This is a genomic window from Veillonella dispar, from assembly GCF_937975875.1.
GTDB classification, from domain to species: Bacteria; Bacillota; Negativicutes; order Veillonellales; family Veillonellaceae; genus Veillonella; species Veillonella dispar_B.
In genome coordinates this window covers 1-18324 of the sequence record NZ_CALJSP010000161.1, presented here as the reverse complement: position 1 = coordinate 18324, position 18324 = coordinate 1, and the positions used below count along the sequence as shown (strand labels likewise).

Below are 18324 nucleotides of genomic sequence, written 5' to 3'. Positions count from 1 at the left end.
ATATCTTATCTATAATCAACTCTATTCAGCAAGTATGTATGAACTTCTTGCTTTACAAGCACCAACTAAAATACTAGAAAATCAAATGAAACTCTTTCAAGAAGAAACACTTAATAATGCATCTTATTTAGATCGTTATTATCAAGAACTTAATACATCTAGTTACCATCCAATTATTCAAGAGCCTGTAAATCATGGAAGTTTTAAAAAAAATGTTTATTGGATGTTAGAATACGAAAGTTCAAGTACTAAACTATTTTGCAATGAAAGCTATAATGCAAATAATGATGAAAAAATAAAAACACTCACATCTTATATTTCTTCTTCTATAGTTCAAAGAAATACAAAACTTACAAATATCTATATAAACATACTTGATGAAGAAATAAAAAAAACACCACCGAAGTGATGTAATTGACAAATGGTGACTCGTACGGGATTCGAACCCGTGAATGCATGCGTGAAAGGCATGTGAGTTAACCGTTTCTCCAACGAGCCACATGGCGCTTGAAGTAGGACTCGAACCTACGACCGATCGGTTAACAGCCGATTGCTCTACCAACTGAGCTATCGAGGAATGGTACGATTGTTATTATATGTTAGATTAATTATAAAAGCAAGCGTTTTTTTTAAAATTACTATAAATCAAAAGGCGTTAATTATGACTAAAACACATAACTTTATACAAAAAATAACTTATCAAAAATAGTGATAAGCAAGTCATTAAAATTTATATAATCTATAGAGATGAATAAACATAGATAATTCCTATATTTATAAGGGATTCATAATGTATATTTTCTTAAGAGTTAGCAATATAAGTATATTGAATATAATCGGTATACATATGCATTGTAAAAAAGTTTAAACCTTTTATTTGAAAAGTAATATCAAGTAGCTTAAAAGCGTATTCATCATCTTAGATATACTCTGCATTTATAAGGTGCTTTTAACCTAGTTCTTACCTCTAAAAGTTGATTGTGATAAAGAGTATAAAAATACTTTCAACCTATGATTAACTATGACTTTTATCACATCGTCGAAGTGATTTTTTGGGGACGAAAAACGGTAAAAAAGTGATGTTGACATGCCGAAATATATACAGCGATATTCATGAAAATTATTCTCAAAATATGAAAAAGCATTGAGAAAACTGTATAGTTAAGCCGTTGAAAGCCTGTATATTGTGTGTTACGATTGATGCATAGAGTTAATCTCGATGTGTATGAGATACATATATTTCATATACTCGAGAGTAAAAAGTTATCTCACGGTAATTAGAATTAATATTCAACTATGTTCCTGAGGAGGGATTATCTTGCGCGAGATTCAAGTATCTGAAATCACAAAAACAGTCCGTCAAATGTGTATGGACGCAGCTTACCACTTGCCAAAAGACATCTATGAAGGCTTGAAAAAAGGCCGTGAAACAGAAGAGTCTCCAGTTGGTTGCATCGTTCTCGATCAAATCATCAAAAATGCAGAAATTGCTGATGCTGAAGATCGTCCATACTGCCAAGATACTGGTATGACATTGGTATTCGTAGAAGTAGGTCAAGACGTACATTTCGTTGGTGGCGACCTTAAAGAAGCTATCAATGAAGGTGTTGCTCAAGGCTATGTAGAAGGTTACCTTCGTAAATCCGTTGTAGCAGAACCATTGTTCAACCGTAAAAACACTCAAAACAATACACCTGCAATCATCTACATCGATATCGTTCCTGGCGATAAAGTAGAAATCAACGTAGAACTTAAAGGTTTCGGTTCCGAAAACAAATCTGACGTAGCTATGTTGGTACCTGCAGATGGCGTTGAAGGCGTTAAAAATGCAGTTCTTGAAATCGTAAAACATGCTGGCCCTAACCCATGCCCTCCAATCGTACTTGGCGTAGGTATTGGTGGTACTATGGACCAAGCAGCTGTTATGTCCAAAAAAGCTTTGCTTCGCGATATTAGCACTCCTCATAAAGATCCTGAGTATGCAAAATTGGAAGAAGAAATTTTGGAAATGGTTAACAAAACTGGTATCGGTCCACAATTGGGCGGCACAACAACTTGTATCGGTGTAAACATCGAATGGGGTGCAACTCATATCGCCGGCCTTCCTGTTGCTGTTACTATTATGTGTCATGCTGCTCGTCATAAACACGTAGTACTTTAATCGGTAGGAGGTAATTACAATGGCTGAAACAATTCGCATTAATACTGAAGAATATAATGAAGAGTTTTCCCGTAAATTAAAAGTTGGTGATAGCGTACTTATCACTGGCAAAATTTACTCCGCTCGTGACGCTGCTCATAAAGTTATGACTGAAGCTTTAGCACGCGGTGAAAAATTACCAATCGATTGGACTAACAAATTCGTTTACTACCTTGGCCCAACACCTGCAAAACCTGGTGACCCAATTGGTTCCGCTGGTCCTACAACTTCTGGTCGTATGGACGCTTACACACCAACAATGCTTGATCAAGGTATCAAAGGCATGATCGGTAAAGGTTCCCGTAAACCAGCAGTAGTTGAATCCATGAAGAAAAATGGTTGCACATACTTCGCAGCAGTTGGTGGCGCTGCAGCATTGATTGCAAAATCCATCAAAAAATACGAAGTACTTGCTTATGGTGAACTTGGTCCAGAAGCTTTGGCTGAATTGACAGTTGAAGATTTCCCTTGCATCGTAGTTGGTGATACTGAAGGTAACAACTTCTACGAACAAGGTCAAAAACCTTACAGAAAAATCTAATATCACCGCTGAGTGATTAAAGGAGGCTTGCTTTGCAAGCCTCTTTTTATTTGTAGAAAATCCATATGTATCACGGTAAATGTATATATTTAATGATTATTACATTGTTTATTAGTATGATAGTAATAAATAAAACTACTTTTATAATTACTATAGTCTTATGTAATGTTCACTTGTATTGCGTAGAGTAAAGTCTACCGATTCTGTCCATTTTGTGATAATATACATATAGATTTATACATTCAAAGTGAGTGAGGCGATATCATGACTTCTGTAGAAACTATTCGTCAGTCAGTGCGCACAGCGATGGCTGAATTACTCGATTTGGCAAAGGTTCGAGAAGGTCAATTATTCGTTGTGGGCTGTTCCACTAGCGAAGTTATGGGTAAGAAAATAGGTACTGATTCCCACATTGATGTGGCTCAGGTCTTATTTGATGAGATATATAAAGCAGTTAAAGCTAAAGGTCTTAATTTAGCTGTTCAATGCTGCGAACATATTAACCGTGCGCTTGTTATGGAACGTAGCGCGGTAACATGGGAGGAAGAGGTTAATGTAGTGCCTCAACGTCATGCAGGTGGAGCTATGGCTGTTACTGCTTATGAACGTTTTGAAGATCCAGTAATGGTTGAATTTATTAAAGCTGATGCTGGTATCGATATTGGGGATACTTTCATAGGAATGCACATGAAACATGTTACCGTACCAGTACGCCTCAGCATTAAAGAAATTGGTGGGGCCCATGTAACAGCTTGTCGTGTTCGACCTAAGAGCATTGGTGGTGAACGTGCTGCATATAATGAAGCGTTGATGTAGGGGGATAGTATGTCAAACGTAATACCGTATTTTGTATTAGCCGTTGTGGCGCTTGGATTTTTTGCTATTTGTTACGCTGTTTTTAATCGTAATGATGGTGAAAGCCAACCGAAACATGAGCATCGTGATAAATCTGGTACTAAGCTTAATGATGAACATCATAAAGAAAGGTCCGTTAATGAATCCAAGGTTGGGGATGTAACGGTTACACATGAAGGCGGAACCAATGTATATACAGCCTCCATTATAGATGACAATAAGGATTCCGAAGCTTCTGAATCTATGGTGGATCATGAAGATACATCCTATAATCGACGAGATGGGAATCAATTACATGTTGAAAATTCCTCTACAGGATATTCATTAGCCTTAGGTCATCAAGCAGAGTCAACTCAGACAGAGTCTGGTAAACCAATCTTGGAAGAACAGGAACCTGTTAAAGATTCAACTGTTTCTGGTGAATCTATCCAACAAGAATCTGCTTCCCAAGAGGTTCCAGTATCTAGTCCAATAGCACCTAGTATGGATGAAACCATTGTAATGCCCGCTGTTTCAGATAATAGACTTCAAAATGTTGAGCATAATGCTACTCCATTGATGGATAAGACTATTGTTCTCGATGCAGTAACAGATGAACTTCGTAATCGTGCTAATTCCGTAGAGGATACGATTGCTATGGGTGAATCTGTAGAAGCTTTAGAAGCTGATGAAGCTGAGAATTTAGATGTTACGCAAATGATTGGTGGTGCCGATGAGGTACAAACAGCAGAAGGTCCATCTGTATTGGATGAAACACGCTTGTTTGACGCTTCTGAAATAGAGGCACAACTAGCGGCAGCTAGTATGGTTGAAGAAGAGGTACCTACAGGGCAATGGGCTAAAGCGGCACATGAAGATAAATGTGTTGAGTTAGCGATTGCACCATTTGTTCATGCTTTTGGTGTATTACATGGCGATACACAACATTATGTGGAATCCATTACAAGAGATGCGTTAGCAGCTCTTAATATTACCAAGTTAGCTGAAGTTAACGCGCTTTTAGATAATATTGTTATTCAAGAAGCATTGATGAGTATGCAAAAGGCGTATGCCGCTACGAATACAGAGTGGATGAAATCCGCTGCGTTAGGTGCATTCCTAGATGTAGTACAATCGCCTAAGTCTAGTACACCGTACCTTGTAGCCTTTGATGCGTTACGCGTATTGCCACATTTAACACTAGGTCATTTCCAAGTCATGGCATTGACATTATTGTTACAATACTCTAGAAACTCTAATAACTATGGATTGATTCACTTCCAACATTATGTAGAAAAATATATTGAGCCATTCATTTCTGATTTGCCTCAAAACAATTCTTTCTACCGCCAGCTAGACTATTTACGCTGTACGCAAGAGGAACGCGAACCAATTACATTAGCTCAAGTGTTATCCAATTCCTATCCATTTGTGTTTAACTATCGTGGCTTCTCCAAGGAGGAACTCTTCCGTGCTACTGATGGTCACGGTGTGGATCCACGTTATGTGGTACGTAGTTTGAACTCCAATCTTTATAAACTGGCATTGGTTGACGAGTCTTTAGCACCTCGTTTCTTTAGACAAACTCGTATTTCTGATTCTATGGTTCAACGTGATCTCATTGCACTTATGAAGAGCAAACCGACTGCCTTTAGAGGTCAAGAAGCACGTGATATTATGGATGATATTTCTCCAGTTCTATTAGATTTAGCGGATGTATTTGATCATACGCCGATGTCTAAAATTAGCTTAACATTGCTTGGCCTTTACTTAGGCCGTGCTCATGTGAAAGCAACTATTGGTGAAGAATTCGATTTATCTCATTGGTTCTAATAACCAAAGAAAATAATTAAACTATAAAAGGTCTCCCTAGATGATCTAGGGAGACCTTTTTCGTTTGATTATATGTTAGAACGAATAATTGTATTATTTATTAGAAACGACGATTTGATTACATTTTAAAAACGATAGGGCGATTACATGTTAGAAACTATTAAAACCAAATTCTTCAATTCCTTCAATATCTTTTAACGTTACCGTGCGACCTGTAATATCTATAATGCCTTCATCGCGAAGTCGACCGAGCTCACGGCTAAGTGCTGTACGGGATACGTTTAGCACCTCTGCCATTTGCTCGCGGTTATGCGGTAGATGAATTGTTGTAGACTGTTGGCGCTTATAAATATCTGTTAAGTACGCAAAAATCTTTTCGCGCATACCTTTTAGTGTTAGGTAATGAACTTTTCTTGTTAAAAGGATGGCCTTTTCAGATAAGTCCTCTAATAGGTTAGATAAGATTTTAGTTTGGCATTGTTGGCAATCTGGCAATGTATCGATAAATGTTTCGAGAGGGATGAACATAATCTTGGTTACCTTTGTCGCTTTTATAGTAGCAGGCCATAGAGGTTGCTTACTAAATAGTAATGCTTCACCAAAAATATCAGATTGTTCAAGATTAGCCATAATTACACGTTGGCCCATTACATTTTCTCGCGTTAGTAAAGCGCTACCTTCGAGAATAACACCGATACCTTCCATAGGATCTCCAGAGAGGGCTATGAAATCGTTTTTCTTATAGCTATGAACGATAACCTTTGCATTATGTAAATAGCCTCTTAATTCAGGCTCACCTAATTTATTGAATAGAGGACAATGTATGAGGGTAGGTAGATATTGGTTGATAATATCATTTGAAAGTATTTGCTTCATAGATACCTCCAGTGTGAAAAAGTTTATAGTAATTTAAAATGATTATTGTATAATAATATAGTTAGATCGAATGGTCTACCTGTTCCAAAAGGGAAGCAAGGAAAATTTTTGAAAAAGTTTTTATTTGTTGCTCAAGCTACAGAAATTGTATCATCTTTACGTTATACTTTCAAATGTAATCAATCAGACACCTGATAATTCATCAGTGTAATGTATAGGTTTGATATTATCTAGCTTGTATGCGAGAAAGTCTCGCAAAGGAGGATTTTTAAATGAGCATGTTCTGTTATCAATGCGAACAATCTGCAGCTCCAGGCGGCTGTACTGTACAAGGTGTATGTGGTAAAACTGCACCAGTTGCTAACTTACAAGACGAATTAACTGCTGCTTTAGTTGGTTTAGCACGCGCTTTAGACGTAAAAGGCCAAACTAAAGAAGGCGTTGACTATTTAATGCGTGGTTTGTTCATGTGTGTAACAAACGTAAACTTCTCTGAAGACCGCGTTCAAGAATTCATCGACGAAGTAAACGCTTATCATGCAAAAATCGATAGCGCAGCACAAAACTTCGATTGGGAACAATTGTGGAAAGGTGAAGAAGATATCGTATCCCTTCGTTCCACTTTATTGTTAGGTATGCGTGGTATGGCTGCTTATGCATGGCATGCTGCACGCCTTGGTTTCCATGATCCTGAAGTTGATGCTTGGTTCATCAAAGGCATGGTAGAATTCGCTAAAGACCACAGTGCTGAAGAATGGTTGAACTTGTTGATGGAATTCGGTCAAATCAACTTGAAATGTATGGCTGTTCTTGATAAAGCTAACACTGAAACATATGGTACTCCAGTACCAACTACAGTACCTTTGACTGTAGAACCAGGTCCTTTCATCGTTGTAACTGGTCATGACCTTCACGACTTGAAACAATTGTTGGAACAAACTGACGGTAAAGGTGTAAACATCTATACTCATGGTGAAATGTTACCTTGCCACGCTTACCCTGAATTGAAAAAACATCCTCAATTAAAAGGTAACTTCGGTACTGCATGGCAAAACCAACAAAAAGAATTCGTTGACGTTCCTGGCGCATTCTTGTTCACTACAAACTGCATTATGCCACCAAAAGAAAACTACAAAGCTAATATCTTCACTACAGATATGGTAGGTTTCGACGGCTGTGCACACGTAGAAGAAAAAGAAGACGGCACTAAAGACTTCTCCGCTGTTATTAACCGTGCAATCGAATTGGGCGGCTACAAAGAAGCTCAAGAATTCACTGGTATCAACGGTGGTCACGAAGTAACTACTGGTTTCGGTCATGGCACAGTATTGGGCATTGCTGATAAAGTAATCGACGCTGTTAAAGCTGGCGCAATCAAACACTTCTTCTTAGTTGGTGGTTGTGACGGTGCTAAAGTAGGTCGTAACTACTACACAGAATTCGTAAAACAAACTCCAGATGATACTGTAGTATTGACATTGGCTTGTGGTAAATTCCGCTTCAACGACCTTAACATCGGTGAAATCGGTGGTATCCCTCGTATCCTTGATATGGGTCAATGTAACGATGCTTACTCCGCTATTCAAGTAGCAGTAGCTTTGGCTGGTGCATTTGAATGTGACGTAAATGACTTGCCATTAACATTGGTATTGTCCTGGTACGAACAAAAAGCGGTATGTATCTTGTTAACATTGTTGGCATTGGGTATCCGCAACATCTACATCGGACCTTCCTTGCCTAAATTCTTCTCCAGCAATGTATTGAACATTTTGGTAGAAAAATTCCAATTACATCCAATTACAACTCCAGAAGCTGACATGAAAGCTATCTTGGGCTAATAGGATCCATTAACTTATTAACTACAGTCCTACTTCCCCTCTCTTTTATGATTTAGGACTGTTGTTATAAATAACGCACCTAGGATTATCCTTAGGTGCGTTTTTTACAGTACTGTGAGTCCTCTGTAGTTACACAAAGATGCCTCTAATGTGCATATAGACATGTTTAAATATTGATTGTTATACTATAGGTAAAGTAAGATTTTCACATTGTTTATGTGTATATAGAGGCGTGTATGAATAGTATTTTTGATATTATAGGGCCTGTTATGATTGGCCCGTCTAGTTCGCATACAGCTGGTGCTGCGCGGCTAGGTAAGATGGCGCGGTGTATTTTCCGTTCCACACCTAAAAAGGTAGATTTAACCTTATATGGATCTTTTGCGAAGACCTATAAAGGTCATGGTACAGACCGTGCTTTGATTGGCGGTTTATTGGGGTTCAAAGAGGATGATACGAATATTCGTGTTGCTCATAAATTAGCTGAGAAAGAGGGGATGGAGTACAACTTTATTGAGTCTCCTCTCGATGTAGGCCATCCTAATGTAGTTCGTTTTGATATGTACGATGAACATAATCGCCATATGACTGTTATTGGTCGTTCTCTTGGTGGTGGTCAAATTATGATTACCGAAGTAGATGGCAATGATATGTCTATTACTGGCGATGAGTTTACCCTTGTCGTATTTCATGAGGATAGACCTGGTGCCATTTCTCTTGTGAGCCAAGCATTGAGTGAGTCCGATATTAATATTGCTACCATGCGTGTATTCCGTAAGGGTAAGCACAAGGATGCAGTGATGGTCATTACTACCGATACAGTAGTAAATCCTATTACCGTTCAGTTTATGCGCGAGTGTCCAGGCATTCAAGATGTGATGACCTTTGAAGCGTTATAGGAGGGCGAATGATGAGTTATGCATACGATACAATTGCAGATATTATTCGCTTAGCTGAGGAAAATAACATTTCCTTTGGTGAAGTAGTACTGCGTTATGAATTAGAAAATTATGACCGCAGTGAAGAAGCGGTTATTCGTGAAATAGAGCATCGTTTAGACATCTTTGAAGGTTCTATTCAAGATGGTATAGACTATGCAGAAAAAACAGCGTCTGGTATGTCCGGTGGCCAGGCAGCACAGCTTAATGGACAAACACCAAGATTTATGAGTGATATTGCGTACAAAGCTATGACCTATGCTATTGCTGTTAATGAAGCAAATGCAAAGATGTTCCGCATTGTTGCGTGCCCTACGGCTGGATCTTGTGGTGTTATGCCTGGTGCGGTGAAAGCAGTAGCGGACCATTACAAGCTAGATAGAGCAACTATGGTAAAGGGCTTCTTGGCTGCCTCTGGCATTGGCAATGTCGTAGCGAATCGCGCTTGTGTGGCCGGTGCCGTTGGCGGTTGCCAAGCAGAAATTGGTACGGCCGCTTGTATGGCTGCCGGTGCTATTGTAGAAATGATGGGTGGTACGCCTCGTCAAGTAGGACATGCTATCGCATTGTGCATGAAAAACTTATTGGGCCTTGCCTGTGATCCAGTAGCAGGGCTTGTAGAGGTACCGTGCGTTAAACGTAATGGTTTCTATGCAGTTCATGCCATTACTGCATCTGAATTGGCTTTGATGAATATTGAAAGTCAAATTCCACCAGATGAAGTTATTGAAGCAATGAATAATATCGGTCGCGCTATGCCAGCAGCATTGCGTGAAACAAGTGATGGCGGCCTTGCGGTAACACCGACGGGTACAGCTATTGCAGAACGAGTGCAATCCTTATAGGATTGCACTTTTTTCATGCTTTCATTTGTAGTAAAATAAAGGTTAGACTAGTTCAGAAAGGAGTGTGCATGATGGAACAAGCCAATCGAATATTGACTGTATTAGAAGAAGCAGGTTATGAAGCCTATATCATTGGCGGAGCAGTGCGTGATATTTTGATGCATCAAAAGCCTCATGACTTTGATATTGTGACGTCTGCACGCCCTGATACGGTAATTGAAGTCCTACGCGGTCAAGATATTCAAACGACAGACTTAGTAGGAAAATCTTTTGGTGTAGTAGTAGCTACACTAGAAGGAAAGCAATATGAAATTGCAACGTATCGCACTGAACGATATGGAGCGGATAGTCATCGACCAGAAGAAATCGCTTATGCCGATACCTTGGAGGAAGACGTGTTGCGTCGCGACTTTACGGTCAATGGCATGGCGATGAATCGTTTTGGTGAGGTCATAGACCTAGTAGGGGGACGTCGAGATATCAAGCATAAGACATTGCGAACCATTGGCAATGCACAGCAACGCTTCGAAGAAGACGCATTGCGATTATTTAGAGCATGCCGCTTTGTGGCAAAGCTAGATTTCTTACCTACCGAAGACTTATTAGAAGCTATGCCAAAGGCATTTTATCGTGTGCCTGGGTTATCTCTTGAGAGAGTCCGTAGTGAACTGGACCGACTCATGTTAGAGCCCGCTGTGGCTAAGGGCCTTGATGTATTAGTACAATCTCGCTTGGCCGAGTGCTCTTGTCGCGTTGTAGAAAATGGCGTGGCTCGTGAAGTGCCTATTTTACCAGAGCTATACCATCTTGTGAATTTACCACAAGAAAAAGACTTCCATGAATTTGATGGTTGGTATCATACATTAGCCGTTGTATCTCATACAGAACCAGACTTAACATTGCGTTGGGGCGCTCTATTACACGATGTGGCGAAGGGTATGCCTACGGTGCGAGCTGTTATTAATGGCCGATTGACCGATCGTGGCCACGATACATTAGGCGCTGAGATGACAGAGACGTTGCTCACCCGTTTGGGATATCCGAAAACCTTTGTGCGCCGTGTAGCTTGGATTGTAAAAAATCACATGCGCTTTCACTATTTTGTACAAAATGGAGAAGCTAATGAGAAAAAGTGGATCCGTAAAGAAGCTCGCAGTGGTGAGTTCCGAGATAGTCAAATCATGCGGACCGCATGGGAGCAATTAGCTAAGGTTTGTGCTGCTGATGTATTAGGCTGTGGGAAGCCCTATGCATCAACGGATGGTACATTAGCCTTTGGGGAATGTATGGCAGACCTTAGTTTAGAGATGCCTATCCATACAAAGGATTTAAATTATGACGAACGAGTTATTCAGCTTGCAGGGAAAAAAGTGGGGGAAGGATTGCAGTATTTATTAGGTCAGGTACAAAATGGAGTGATTCCTAATGAACCAGATGCGCTATATGATGCATTAGACCATAAGTTACGCCGTCCAGTGGAGAAATGATGAAGTTATTTAATAAAGCGTTACTACGCATGAGTGATTGGAGTCGCACTACATGGTGCCTTGCCATACTCATGACCGTTGCCTTCGTCCTTATCGGGCGTTTAGCACAGTTACAGGTCTTTGATACCTTTGACCTAGAGAAGAAAAACTTATTACAAGTTCAAGTAGATAGAAAATTACAATCGCCGCGCGGTACAATCTATGACCGTAATGGTAAGCCGTTGGCCATGAGTGTGGTTACAAAATCGTTATATGCGGATCCGAAGATGATTAAACAGTCGCCTCAAGAGATTGCAGATCTCATATCTCCGTATGTAACCATGTCCAAAGAAAATATTGTAAAAGCCTTACAAGAGGATACGGCTTTTGTTTGGTTGAACCGTATGATGGATGCGGATAAATCAAAAGCGGTACAACAAGTTATTAAGGATAATAATATTGCAGGCCTCAATTTCGTGGAAGAATCTAAGCGCTATTATCCAAATGGTGTGCTAGCGGCTCAAGTATTAGGCTTTGTCGGTACTGATGATAAAGGCCTTGATGGGCTAGAAATGGTTCTTGATGATGAGTTAAAAGGTGGCGTGCAACAAGAAATTGTTGCCACTGATAATAAAGGTAATGCTATCTTTGGTTCTGTATTATCTAAATTTTTACCAGATAAGGGTAAAAGTGTAACCTTAACTATTGATGCGACCATCCAATTTATTGCAGAACGTGCTCTCGATAAGGCGATGGTTGATACGGGTGCTAAACATGCTAGTGTTATCGTTATGGATCCAAAGAACGGTGAAATATTAGCGATGGCCAATCGTCCAAGTTATGATCCTAATAACTACAACCAAAGTGGTGAAGAGGCTTTCAAAAATATTGCGGTTACCAATTTATATGAACCAGGCTCTACATTCAAACCTATCATTGCATCTGCAGCTCTTGCAGCAGGCAAATGGAAGTTAGACACAGTGTATAACGATAAAGGGGCCTTCGCTGCCAATGGACATATCATTAGAAACTGGAATGGTGAGGGATATGGTCCTGTTCGTTTGCTAGATATTTTGAAGTACTCTATTAATACTGGTATGGCTGAAATTGGTACATTAACAGGCGCAGATATTCTCTCGAAATATGTACGTGATTATGGCTTTGGTTCTGAAACAGGTATTGAATTGCCTGGTGAAGGAGCAGGTATTTTGTATAATCCAGAGGATATGAGTAAGCTAGACGTTGCGACTATGTCCATCGGTCAAGGTATTGCGGTTACACCATTACAAATGGTTCGCGCCTTTGGTGCACTTTCTAATGGTGGGGCTATGATGAAACCACATATCATCAAGTCTTATAGTAACTCTCAAGGCGATGTTACAAGTACGACTGAAACATCTGTTGTGGGACAACCAGTTCCGGCGGAAACCGCTAAAACCATTGTAGATATTCTAGAAAAAGAAGTATCCGAAGGTGGCGGTACAAAAGCGATGGTAGAAGGTTATCACTTCGGCGGTAAAACTGGTACGGCGCAAAAACTAGATACCAAACATGGCGGTTATCTCGACGGACAATACATTGCGTCCTTTATCGGCTTTGGCCCTGTAGAGGATCCAAAATTTGTAGTTCTTGTCGTTATTGATGACCCACAAAAGGGTTCTTTTTATGGTAGTCAAATTGCAGCCCCTGTATTTAAGGACATCGTATCTCAACTTGTACGGTATTACCAAATGAGTCCGTATGTTAAAGAAAGTACACCAGTAGCTGTTAAAGCTGCTAATACATTACCTGAACCAAAACCGGGAAGTGATGGTTCTGTTACATTGCCTAACTTTACTGGTTTTACCTATGGTGAAGTGCGTGATTGGTTACATAAGGCGGGACTTGCCTTTAAACCGGATGGAACTGGTACGGCTACATCTCAAGATGAAAGTAGCGGTACAACTGTTCAGGCTGGTACAGCAATTACTGTTCATTTCCGTAGATAAAACGAATTCGGTCATAATTAGAAATTATAGACAGTTCGTTATATAATAGAATAAGAGACTTAGGTGCCTCTCCGGAGGCACCTTATTTTATAGATAGTTTGAATGAATGGAGATACTTATGATCGAATTACGCGGTAAAGCAGTAGCAGACGCTCACAAGGCGATTTTACAAGAAAAAGTTGCAGCAGTTGGCGACTCTGTAATTACTATGGCAGTATTACTCGTTGGTGAAGACCACGGTGCTCATATGTACGCTACATTTATGGAAAAGACAGCCAAGAACTTTGGCTATGGCTTTGTGTTAAAACAATTACCTGAAACGGCTACACAGGATGAAGTAGTTACAGCATTGCAAGAATTAAATAATGATGCGGCTGTTCATGGGATTTTACCGTTAATGCCGATGCCTAAACACATTGATACAGAGGCTCTTATCGATATGCTAGATCCTAAAAAAGATATCGATGGTCTAACTACGTATAATATTGGTCTTGTAACTGCCGGTAAAGGTGGCTTTGCCCCTTGTACTGCCAAGGCGTGCATGGCGATTTTAAACCACTATGATATTCCTGTAGAGGGTAAACATGTGGTAGTAATCGGTCGTAGCCAAGTGATTGGTAAGCCGGTAGCTCTTATGACACTTGGTGCACATGGTACGGTTACAATGTGCCATTCCAGAACCCCTGATTTGGCAGAACAAGTAAAACGTGGCGATATCGTTATTGCTGCAGCGGGTCGTGCTCATATGATTACAGCAGATATGATTAAGCCAGGTGCTGTTGTTATCGATGTAGGCATTAATGAACTAGAAGGTAAGACGGTAGGCGATGTTGATTATGAAGCGGTAAAAGATATTGCGTCTGCAATTACTCCAGTACCTGGTGGTGTAGGCTCTGTAACGACTACTATGATGCTTGAAGCTGTATATGAGGCATACCATGCATGAGATGTCTATAGCAGAAGGCATACTTGATGTAGCCCTCGATACGTTACGCCAACACGATGCATCTGTGATTCATTCTGTTCAACTCGATTTGGGTCTTATGAGTGGCGTGGAACCAGATTCCCTTCTTTTCTGTTGGGAAGCCGTTACAAAGGGGACCGCCGCAGAAGGCTCACGTATTGAAATCAACACCATTCCTATTGAAGGAAAGTGCTTGGATTGTGATAAAACATTTCCTGTAGAAAATTATAAATTTATCTGTCCGTATTGTGACAGTCATTTCGTACAAACCATTGGTGGCCGTGAACTACAAGTGACCTCCATGGATATCGATTGATAGAAAGGTTAGGACATGCAAGTTCAAGTTAAAACTAATGTATTGGCAAAAAATGATGCCATTGCAGAGTCCTTACAACAGTTGTTTAAGGAAAAAAATATTTTTGTATTTAATCTATTAGGTTCTCCAGGAGCTGGTAAAACATCTCTGTTAGAGGCAACTTTACATGATTTGAAAAAAGATTACCGCCTTGCTGTTATTGAAGGTGATTTATTTACTGCTAAGGATGCGGAACGGATTCATGAATTAGGCGTTCCTGTTATTCAAATCAATACAGTGGGAGGTTGCCATCTTGATGCACAAATGATTCAAGATGCACTAGGTGATTTAAATCTTGATGAACTGGATATGATCATTATCGAGAATGTAGGTAACCTTGTATGCCCTGCAGAATTTGAGATTGGTGAAAGCATGAAGGTAACTGTATTATCTGTTACTGAAGGTGAAGATAAGCCTCTTAAATACCCATTAATCTTTAAAGAGTCAAAGGCTATTCTCATTAATAAGATAGATTTATTGCCTTATGTACCATTTAAAAAAGACAAGGCAATACAAGATATACGTAATTTGAATCCAACAGGAGAGATTTTTGAAGTAAGTTGCACGGCCCATAATGGGTTAGAGCCATGGTTGACATGGTTGCGTGCGCAATTGGAGAGTAATCGATGAATCATTCTATTAAGAGCCGTATCGTAGCGGCACTTTTAGTTGGCCTATCTGCTACAACGGTAGGGTATGCGGCAGAACCGGCTATTTCCACAGTGAAACCGACGGCTGTAGAAGCTACAGAGGATACAAATGATGCGGCAGCTACTGCTGCACCTGTAGAAACGGTGGAACCTGATGCGGCTAATTCTGTTGCGTATATAGATAATGCACCGATTAAAGCCGTTAAAATTGATACAAAAATAAAGAAGGAAAACACAAAAACAGGTTGGTTGGCCGAACAAATGGCAGTTACCGAGTTTGGTGATTCCATACAATTTTGGCAAGCAGCTAGCGAAAATGAAGGTTCCTTGCCTAGTGTAACGCAAAATAATTTAGCGGATATCGGCAAGTCCTATACGGCTAATAATTTACCAACTATAGGGTCTGAAGATGATTATGCCATTGATGGGTACCGCTTAGGCGATCAGTTTGTAGCACCTAAAGATGTAGAAAAAACGGTAGTGCGTGATAACTTTACGACGTACTATATGAAAGACTTGGAGGTAACCGTATATACGGGACCTGCTCAAGAACGATTGATAAATAATCAATTGCGCGGTCAAGGGGCTACCTATTTCTTTGAACCTAATACTATTACTAATATTCATAGTACAAAAAAAGGCGCCCATACTGTACGCGATATCGGTGTTGGTAGTACGCGTATGGAATTGGTATTTGCTTATGGCAGTCCTAATGCGATGTGGCGTGACTTGAAAAATGAAAGCTATATTTTCCTTTATGAAGGTCATTCCGAAAATTCATTGTCTCGAAAAAAGGAATTTAATAGTTCGATAGAGAATACAAATAATAATAGCCAACAACAATCTATGTTAGGACAACAGAAAGAATATATTGCTTTCACCATAAAACAAAGCAATGTAGAAGCTGTTGATATGATTAGTGGTCAAGTATGGCCAAGATTTGGATTACCTAAAGCTCCAGTATATGATTTCGAAGCTGGTAAGTTGACTGCTGATGATTTTGTATTGCGTGGCTATAAATTGAATGATCATTTTGTTAATGATCCAAATAATGACTGGAAACATCAAGGTATGTTGTTTGGTTCCACCTTTATTGGATATAACGAATATGGTGTAAGTGTTGATAAAAAAAATCTTATCAATCGCGTATTGTTAAACATTTACACACCTACCCGTCGTGGCATCGCGATGGGCGATACTAAGTATCTATTGCTCTTTGTGTATGGTATGCCAACTCGTATCGTTGAATCTACAACAAATGCGGGCACGTCTACCGTATATGAATATAAAAATCTAGCGGCAAGCGATTCATATTTACAGTTTGCCCTAGATGATAAAAACCAATATATCAAATCCGTTATGTTATCTGACCGTCCAGTTAAGTAGGATTGGTCACAGCGAGGAGGCAAAGGATATGGTTACTGTTCAAGATGTAAGAGAACGTTGGGAAAAAATTCAAGGTGATGATGAACGCATATTGTTTATCGTTGGTGGTCCTGGTTCTGGTAAAAGTTTGCTAATTCGTGAATTGTCTGAGCAAAAAGGTTGGAAGTACTTAGAAGCGAAACAACTTATTGAAGAAGAATTTTTGTTAGTACCTCGTGATGAAAGACCACAATTGGCAGAAGAAGTAATTCGCCGTGCATTAAGTCGTAGTGATACAGAAGTGGTGCTCATCGATGGTATTAATGTGTTGTTTGCACCGATTTTAAATTTAAATCCTCTTGAACTATTAAAGACTATTAGTAAAACATATCCGATTGTTGTAGGTTGGCGTGGTCATCTCGAAGGTGATCAATTATACTTAGAACACAATAATGATCCAAAACATGCGGTTGTAACAGTTACAAAACCTGAACGTGTTATGGTTATTGATTAATTAAAGCTATATTGATTACTGAGGGCATTATATATTGCCATGAGTTATGACCGCATTTATAAAGGTAGGTGATATCATGGAACAATATATAATTGCCCTCATTTTGGGTATTATAGAAGGTATAACCGAATGCATTCCTGTATCTAGTACAGGTCATATGATTATGATATTATTATGTTTGCCATTGGCACATTAGTATCGTATATAGTAGGGTACATCACTGTAAAAGTATTTTTATGGTATTTAAATCGGTCTTCATTATCCTCCTTTGGATATTATAGAATTATTGTTGCTATACTAGCGATTATCTATCTTTATCTATGATTGCCGATGAGGAAAAAATGAAGTTTAAAAAGTTTAGAAAAAATACTTGCATAGGGTATCGTTTCATGTTATTATGATTAAGCACTAAGGGTTACCGCAGTGAACGAAAAAACTTCAAAAAAGCTTTTAAAAAGTTCTTGACACTTAGTGAGGCGGATGATAAAATACATCTTGTCGTAATGATGCTGGCGTAGCTCAATTGGTAGAGCAGCTGACTTGTAATCAGCAGGTTGTGGGTTCAATTCCTATCGCCAGCTCCATTTTATTTTTGGAGGGATTCCCGAGCGGCCAAAGGGAGCAGACTGTAAATCTGCCGTCTTCGACTTCGAAGGTTCGAATCCTTCTCCCTCCACCATTTATAGCGGGGTGGAGCAGTTGGTAGCTCGTCGGGCTCATAACCCGAAGGTCGCAGGTTCAAGTCCTGTCCCCGCAACCACAAAAATTCACAGTGAAATGATCGTTCATTGTGCTGGTGTAGCTCAGTCGGCAGAGCGTATCCTTGGTAAGGATAAGGTCACCGGTTCAATCCCGGTCACTAGCTCCATACATGGCGGCATAGCTCAGTTGGCTAGAGCAATCGGTTCATACCCGGTGTGTCCGCGGTTCAAATCCGTGTGCCGCCACCATTAAACCTCACATTGGTGAGGATTTTTTATTTTCTCCATAAAATAATAATTGAAGCTGATAAGTGTAGAAATTACATTTATCAGCTTTTTTTGTTTACCTATCGTAATTGTATTTCTAGAAGCTTTTGTATATATGGTATAATAATGTGTAGGGGAATCTTATATTC

The 18324-nt window shown here is 39.6% G+C and carries 18 protein-coding genes and 6 tRNA genes; 22 read left to right on the top strand and 2 right to left on the bottom strand.

Annotated features, from left to right (window positions below; translation table 11 throughout):
- A partial coding sequence (locus Q7P05_RS07895; RefSeq protein ID WP_303931489.1) for a hypothetical protein occupies window positions 1-409 on the top strand: 409 nt, incomplete at its 5' end.
- Window positions 410-422: 13 nt separating this feature from the next.
- Here the strand turns inward: Q7P05_RS07895 and Q7P05_RS07890 are convergent.
- Window positions 423-498 (bottom strand) — tRNA-Glu (locus Q7P05_RS07890).
- Between the two features lie 820 nt (window positions 499-1318).
- Between Q7P05_RS07890 and Q7P05_RS07885 the strand changes: the two genes are divergently transcribed.
- The 4 genes from Q7P05_RS07885 to Q7P05_RS07870 all read left to right on the top strand — a co-directional run bounded on the left by Q7P05_RS07885 (window position 1319) and on the right by Q7P05_RS07870 (window position 5408).
- Window positions 1319-2161: a fumarate hydratase gene (locus Q7P05_RS07885; protein ID WP_009660830.1), complete on the top strand. Its 843-nt coding sequence runs from the start codon at window positions 1319-1321 to the stop codon at window positions 2159-2161.
- 19 nt (window positions 2162-2180) lie between these two features.
- On the top strand, window positions 2181-2741 hold the full coding sequence (locus tag Q7P05_RS07880; RefSeq protein WP_005385442.1) for a Fe-S-containing hydro-lyase: 561 nt from the start codon (window positions 2181-2183) through the stop codon (window positions 2739-2741).
- A gap of 264 nt (window positions 2742-3005) precedes the next feature.
- The gene (locus tag Q7P05_RS07875; RefSeq protein WP_005385443.1) at window positions 3006-3557 is read left to right on the top strand and encodes a TIGR01440 family protein; all 552 of its coding nucleotides are present in this window, start codon (window positions 3006-3008) and stop codon (window positions 3555-3557) included.
- A gap of 9 nt (window positions 3558-3566) precedes the next feature.
- Window positions 3567-5408, top strand: a complete 1842-nt coding sequence (locus Q7P05_RS07870) for an LPO_1073/Vpar_1526 family protein (protein WP_303931486.1) — start codon at window positions 3567-3569, stop codon at window positions 5406-5408.
- A gap of 150 nt (window positions 5409-5558) precedes the next feature.
- On the opposite strand, the gene Q7P05_RS07865 is transcribed toward Q7P05_RS07870, so the two are convergent.
- On the bottom strand, window positions 5559-6284 hold the full coding sequence (locus Q7P05_RS07865; RefSeq protein WP_303931484.1) for a Crp/Fnr family transcriptional regulator: 726 nt from the start codon (window positions 6282-6284) through the stop codon (window positions 5559-5561).
- 272 nt (window positions 6285-6556) lie between these two features.
- Here Q7P05_RS07865 and hcp point away from each other — a divergent pair, with 272 nt between their 5' ends.
- The 17 genes from hcp (at window position 6557) to Q7P05_RS07780 (ending at window position 18157) form a co-directional block, all read left to right on the top strand.
- Window positions 6557-8122: a hydroxylamine reductase gene (gene hcp / locus Q7P05_RS07860; protein WP_303931482.1), complete on the top strand. Its 1566-nt coding sequence runs from the start codon at window positions 6557-6559 to the stop codon at window positions 8120-8122.
- Between the two features lie 236 nt (window positions 8123-8358).
- Window positions 8359-9021 carry an L-serine ammonia-lyase, iron-sulfur-dependent subunit beta gene (sdaAB, locus tag Q7P05_RS07855; protein WP_005385446.1) on the top strand — a complete coding sequence of 221 codons (663 nt, stop codon included), beginning with the start codon at window positions 8359-8361 and terminating at the stop codon, window positions 9019-9021.
- A gap of 11 nt (window positions 9022-9032) precedes the next feature.
- Window positions 9033-9905 carry an L-serine ammonia-lyase, iron-sulfur-dependent, subunit alpha gene (gene sdaAA, locus Q7P05_RS07850; RefSeq protein ID WP_005385447.1) on the top strand — a complete coding sequence of 291 codons (873 nt, stop codon included), beginning with the start codon at window positions 9033-9035 and terminating at the stop codon, window positions 9903-9905.
- 68 nt (window positions 9906-9973) lie between these two features.
- Window positions 9974-11392 (top strand): CCA tRNA nucleotidyltransferase, encoded by a 1419-nt coding sequence (locus Q7P05_RS07845; protein ID WP_303931480.1) that lies wholly within the window; start codon window positions 9974-9976, stop codon window positions 11390-11392.
- Window positions 11392-13359 carry a penicillin-binding transpeptidase domain-containing protein gene (locus Q7P05_RS07840; RefSeq protein ID WP_303931491.1) on the top strand — a complete coding sequence of 656 codons (1968 nt, stop codon included), beginning with the start codon at window positions 11392-11394 and terminating at the stop codon, window positions 13357-13359. Before Q7P05_RS07845 ends, Q7P05_RS07840 begins: the two co-directional genes overlap by 1 nt.
- 118 nt (window positions 13360-13477) lie before the next feature.
- Window positions 13478-14305, top strand: coding sequence for a bifunctional 5,10-methylenetetrahydrofolate dehydrogenase/5,10-methenyltetrahydrofolate cyclohydrolase (locus Q7P05_RS07835; protein ID WP_060924355.1), 828 nt, complete (start codon window positions 13478-13480; stop codon window positions 14303-14305).
- The gene (hypA, locus tag Q7P05_RS07830) at window positions 14298-14639 is read left to right on the top strand and encodes a hydrogenase maturation nickel metallochaperone HypA (RefSeq protein WP_005385455.1); all 342 of its coding nucleotides are present in this window, start codon (window positions 14298-14300) and stop codon (window positions 14637-14639) included. Before Q7P05_RS07835 ends, hypA begins: the two co-directional genes overlap by 8 nt.
- A gap of 15 nt (window positions 14640-14654) precedes the next feature.
- Window positions 14655-15308, top strand: coding sequence for a hydrogenase nickel incorporation protein HypB (hypB, locus tag Q7P05_RS07825; RefSeq protein ID WP_005385456.1), 654 nt, complete (start codon window positions 14655-14657; stop codon window positions 15306-15308).
- On the top strand, window positions 15305-16714 hold the full coding sequence (locus Q7P05_RS07820) for a hypothetical protein (protein WP_303931479.1): 1410 nt from the start codon (window positions 15305-15307) through the stop codon (window positions 16712-16714). Before hypB ends, Q7P05_RS07820 begins: the two co-directional genes overlap by 4 nt.
- Before the next feature lie 28 nt (window positions 16715-16742).
- Complete coding sequence (gene brxF / locus Q7P05_RS07815; RefSeq protein ID WP_005385460.1) at window positions 16743-17207, top strand: BREX-3 system P-loop-containing protein BrxF; 465 nt, start codon at window positions 16743-16745, stop codon at window positions 17205-17207.
- A 46-nt stretch (window positions 17208-17253) separates the two neighbouring features.
- Window positions 17254-17403: an undecaprenyl-diphosphate phosphatase gene (locus Q7P05_RS07810; RefSeq protein ID WP_303931477.1), complete on the top strand. Its 150-nt coding sequence runs from the start codon at window positions 17254-17256 to the stop codon at window positions 17401-17403.
- The gene (locus Q7P05_RS07805) at window positions 17382-17531 is read left to right on the top strand and encodes an undecaprenyl-diphosphate phosphatase (RefSeq protein ID WP_295784127.1); all 150 of its coding nucleotides are present in this window, start codon (window positions 17382-17384) and stop codon (window positions 17529-17531) included. Before Q7P05_RS07810 ends, Q7P05_RS07805 begins: the two co-directional genes overlap by 22 nt.
- 184 nt (window positions 17532-17715) lie before the next feature.
- Window positions 17716-17791: transfer RNA gene (locus Q7P05_RS07800), tRNA-Thr, on the top strand.
- A 10-nt stretch (window positions 17792-17801) separates the two neighbouring features.
- Window positions 17802-17886, top strand: a tRNA-Tyr gene (locus Q7P05_RS07795).
- 5 nt (window positions 17887-17891) lie between these two features.
- A tRNA-Met gene (locus Q7P05_RS07790) sits at window positions 17892-17967 on the top strand.
- 32 nt (window positions 17968-17999) lie between these two features.
- Window positions 18000-18075 (top strand) — tRNA-Thr (locus Q7P05_RS07785).
- Window positions 18076-18080: 5 nt separating this feature from the next.
- Window positions 18081-18157 (top strand) — tRNA-Met (locus tag Q7P05_RS07780).
- The last annotated feature ends 167 nt before the right edge of the window (window positions 18158-18324 follow it).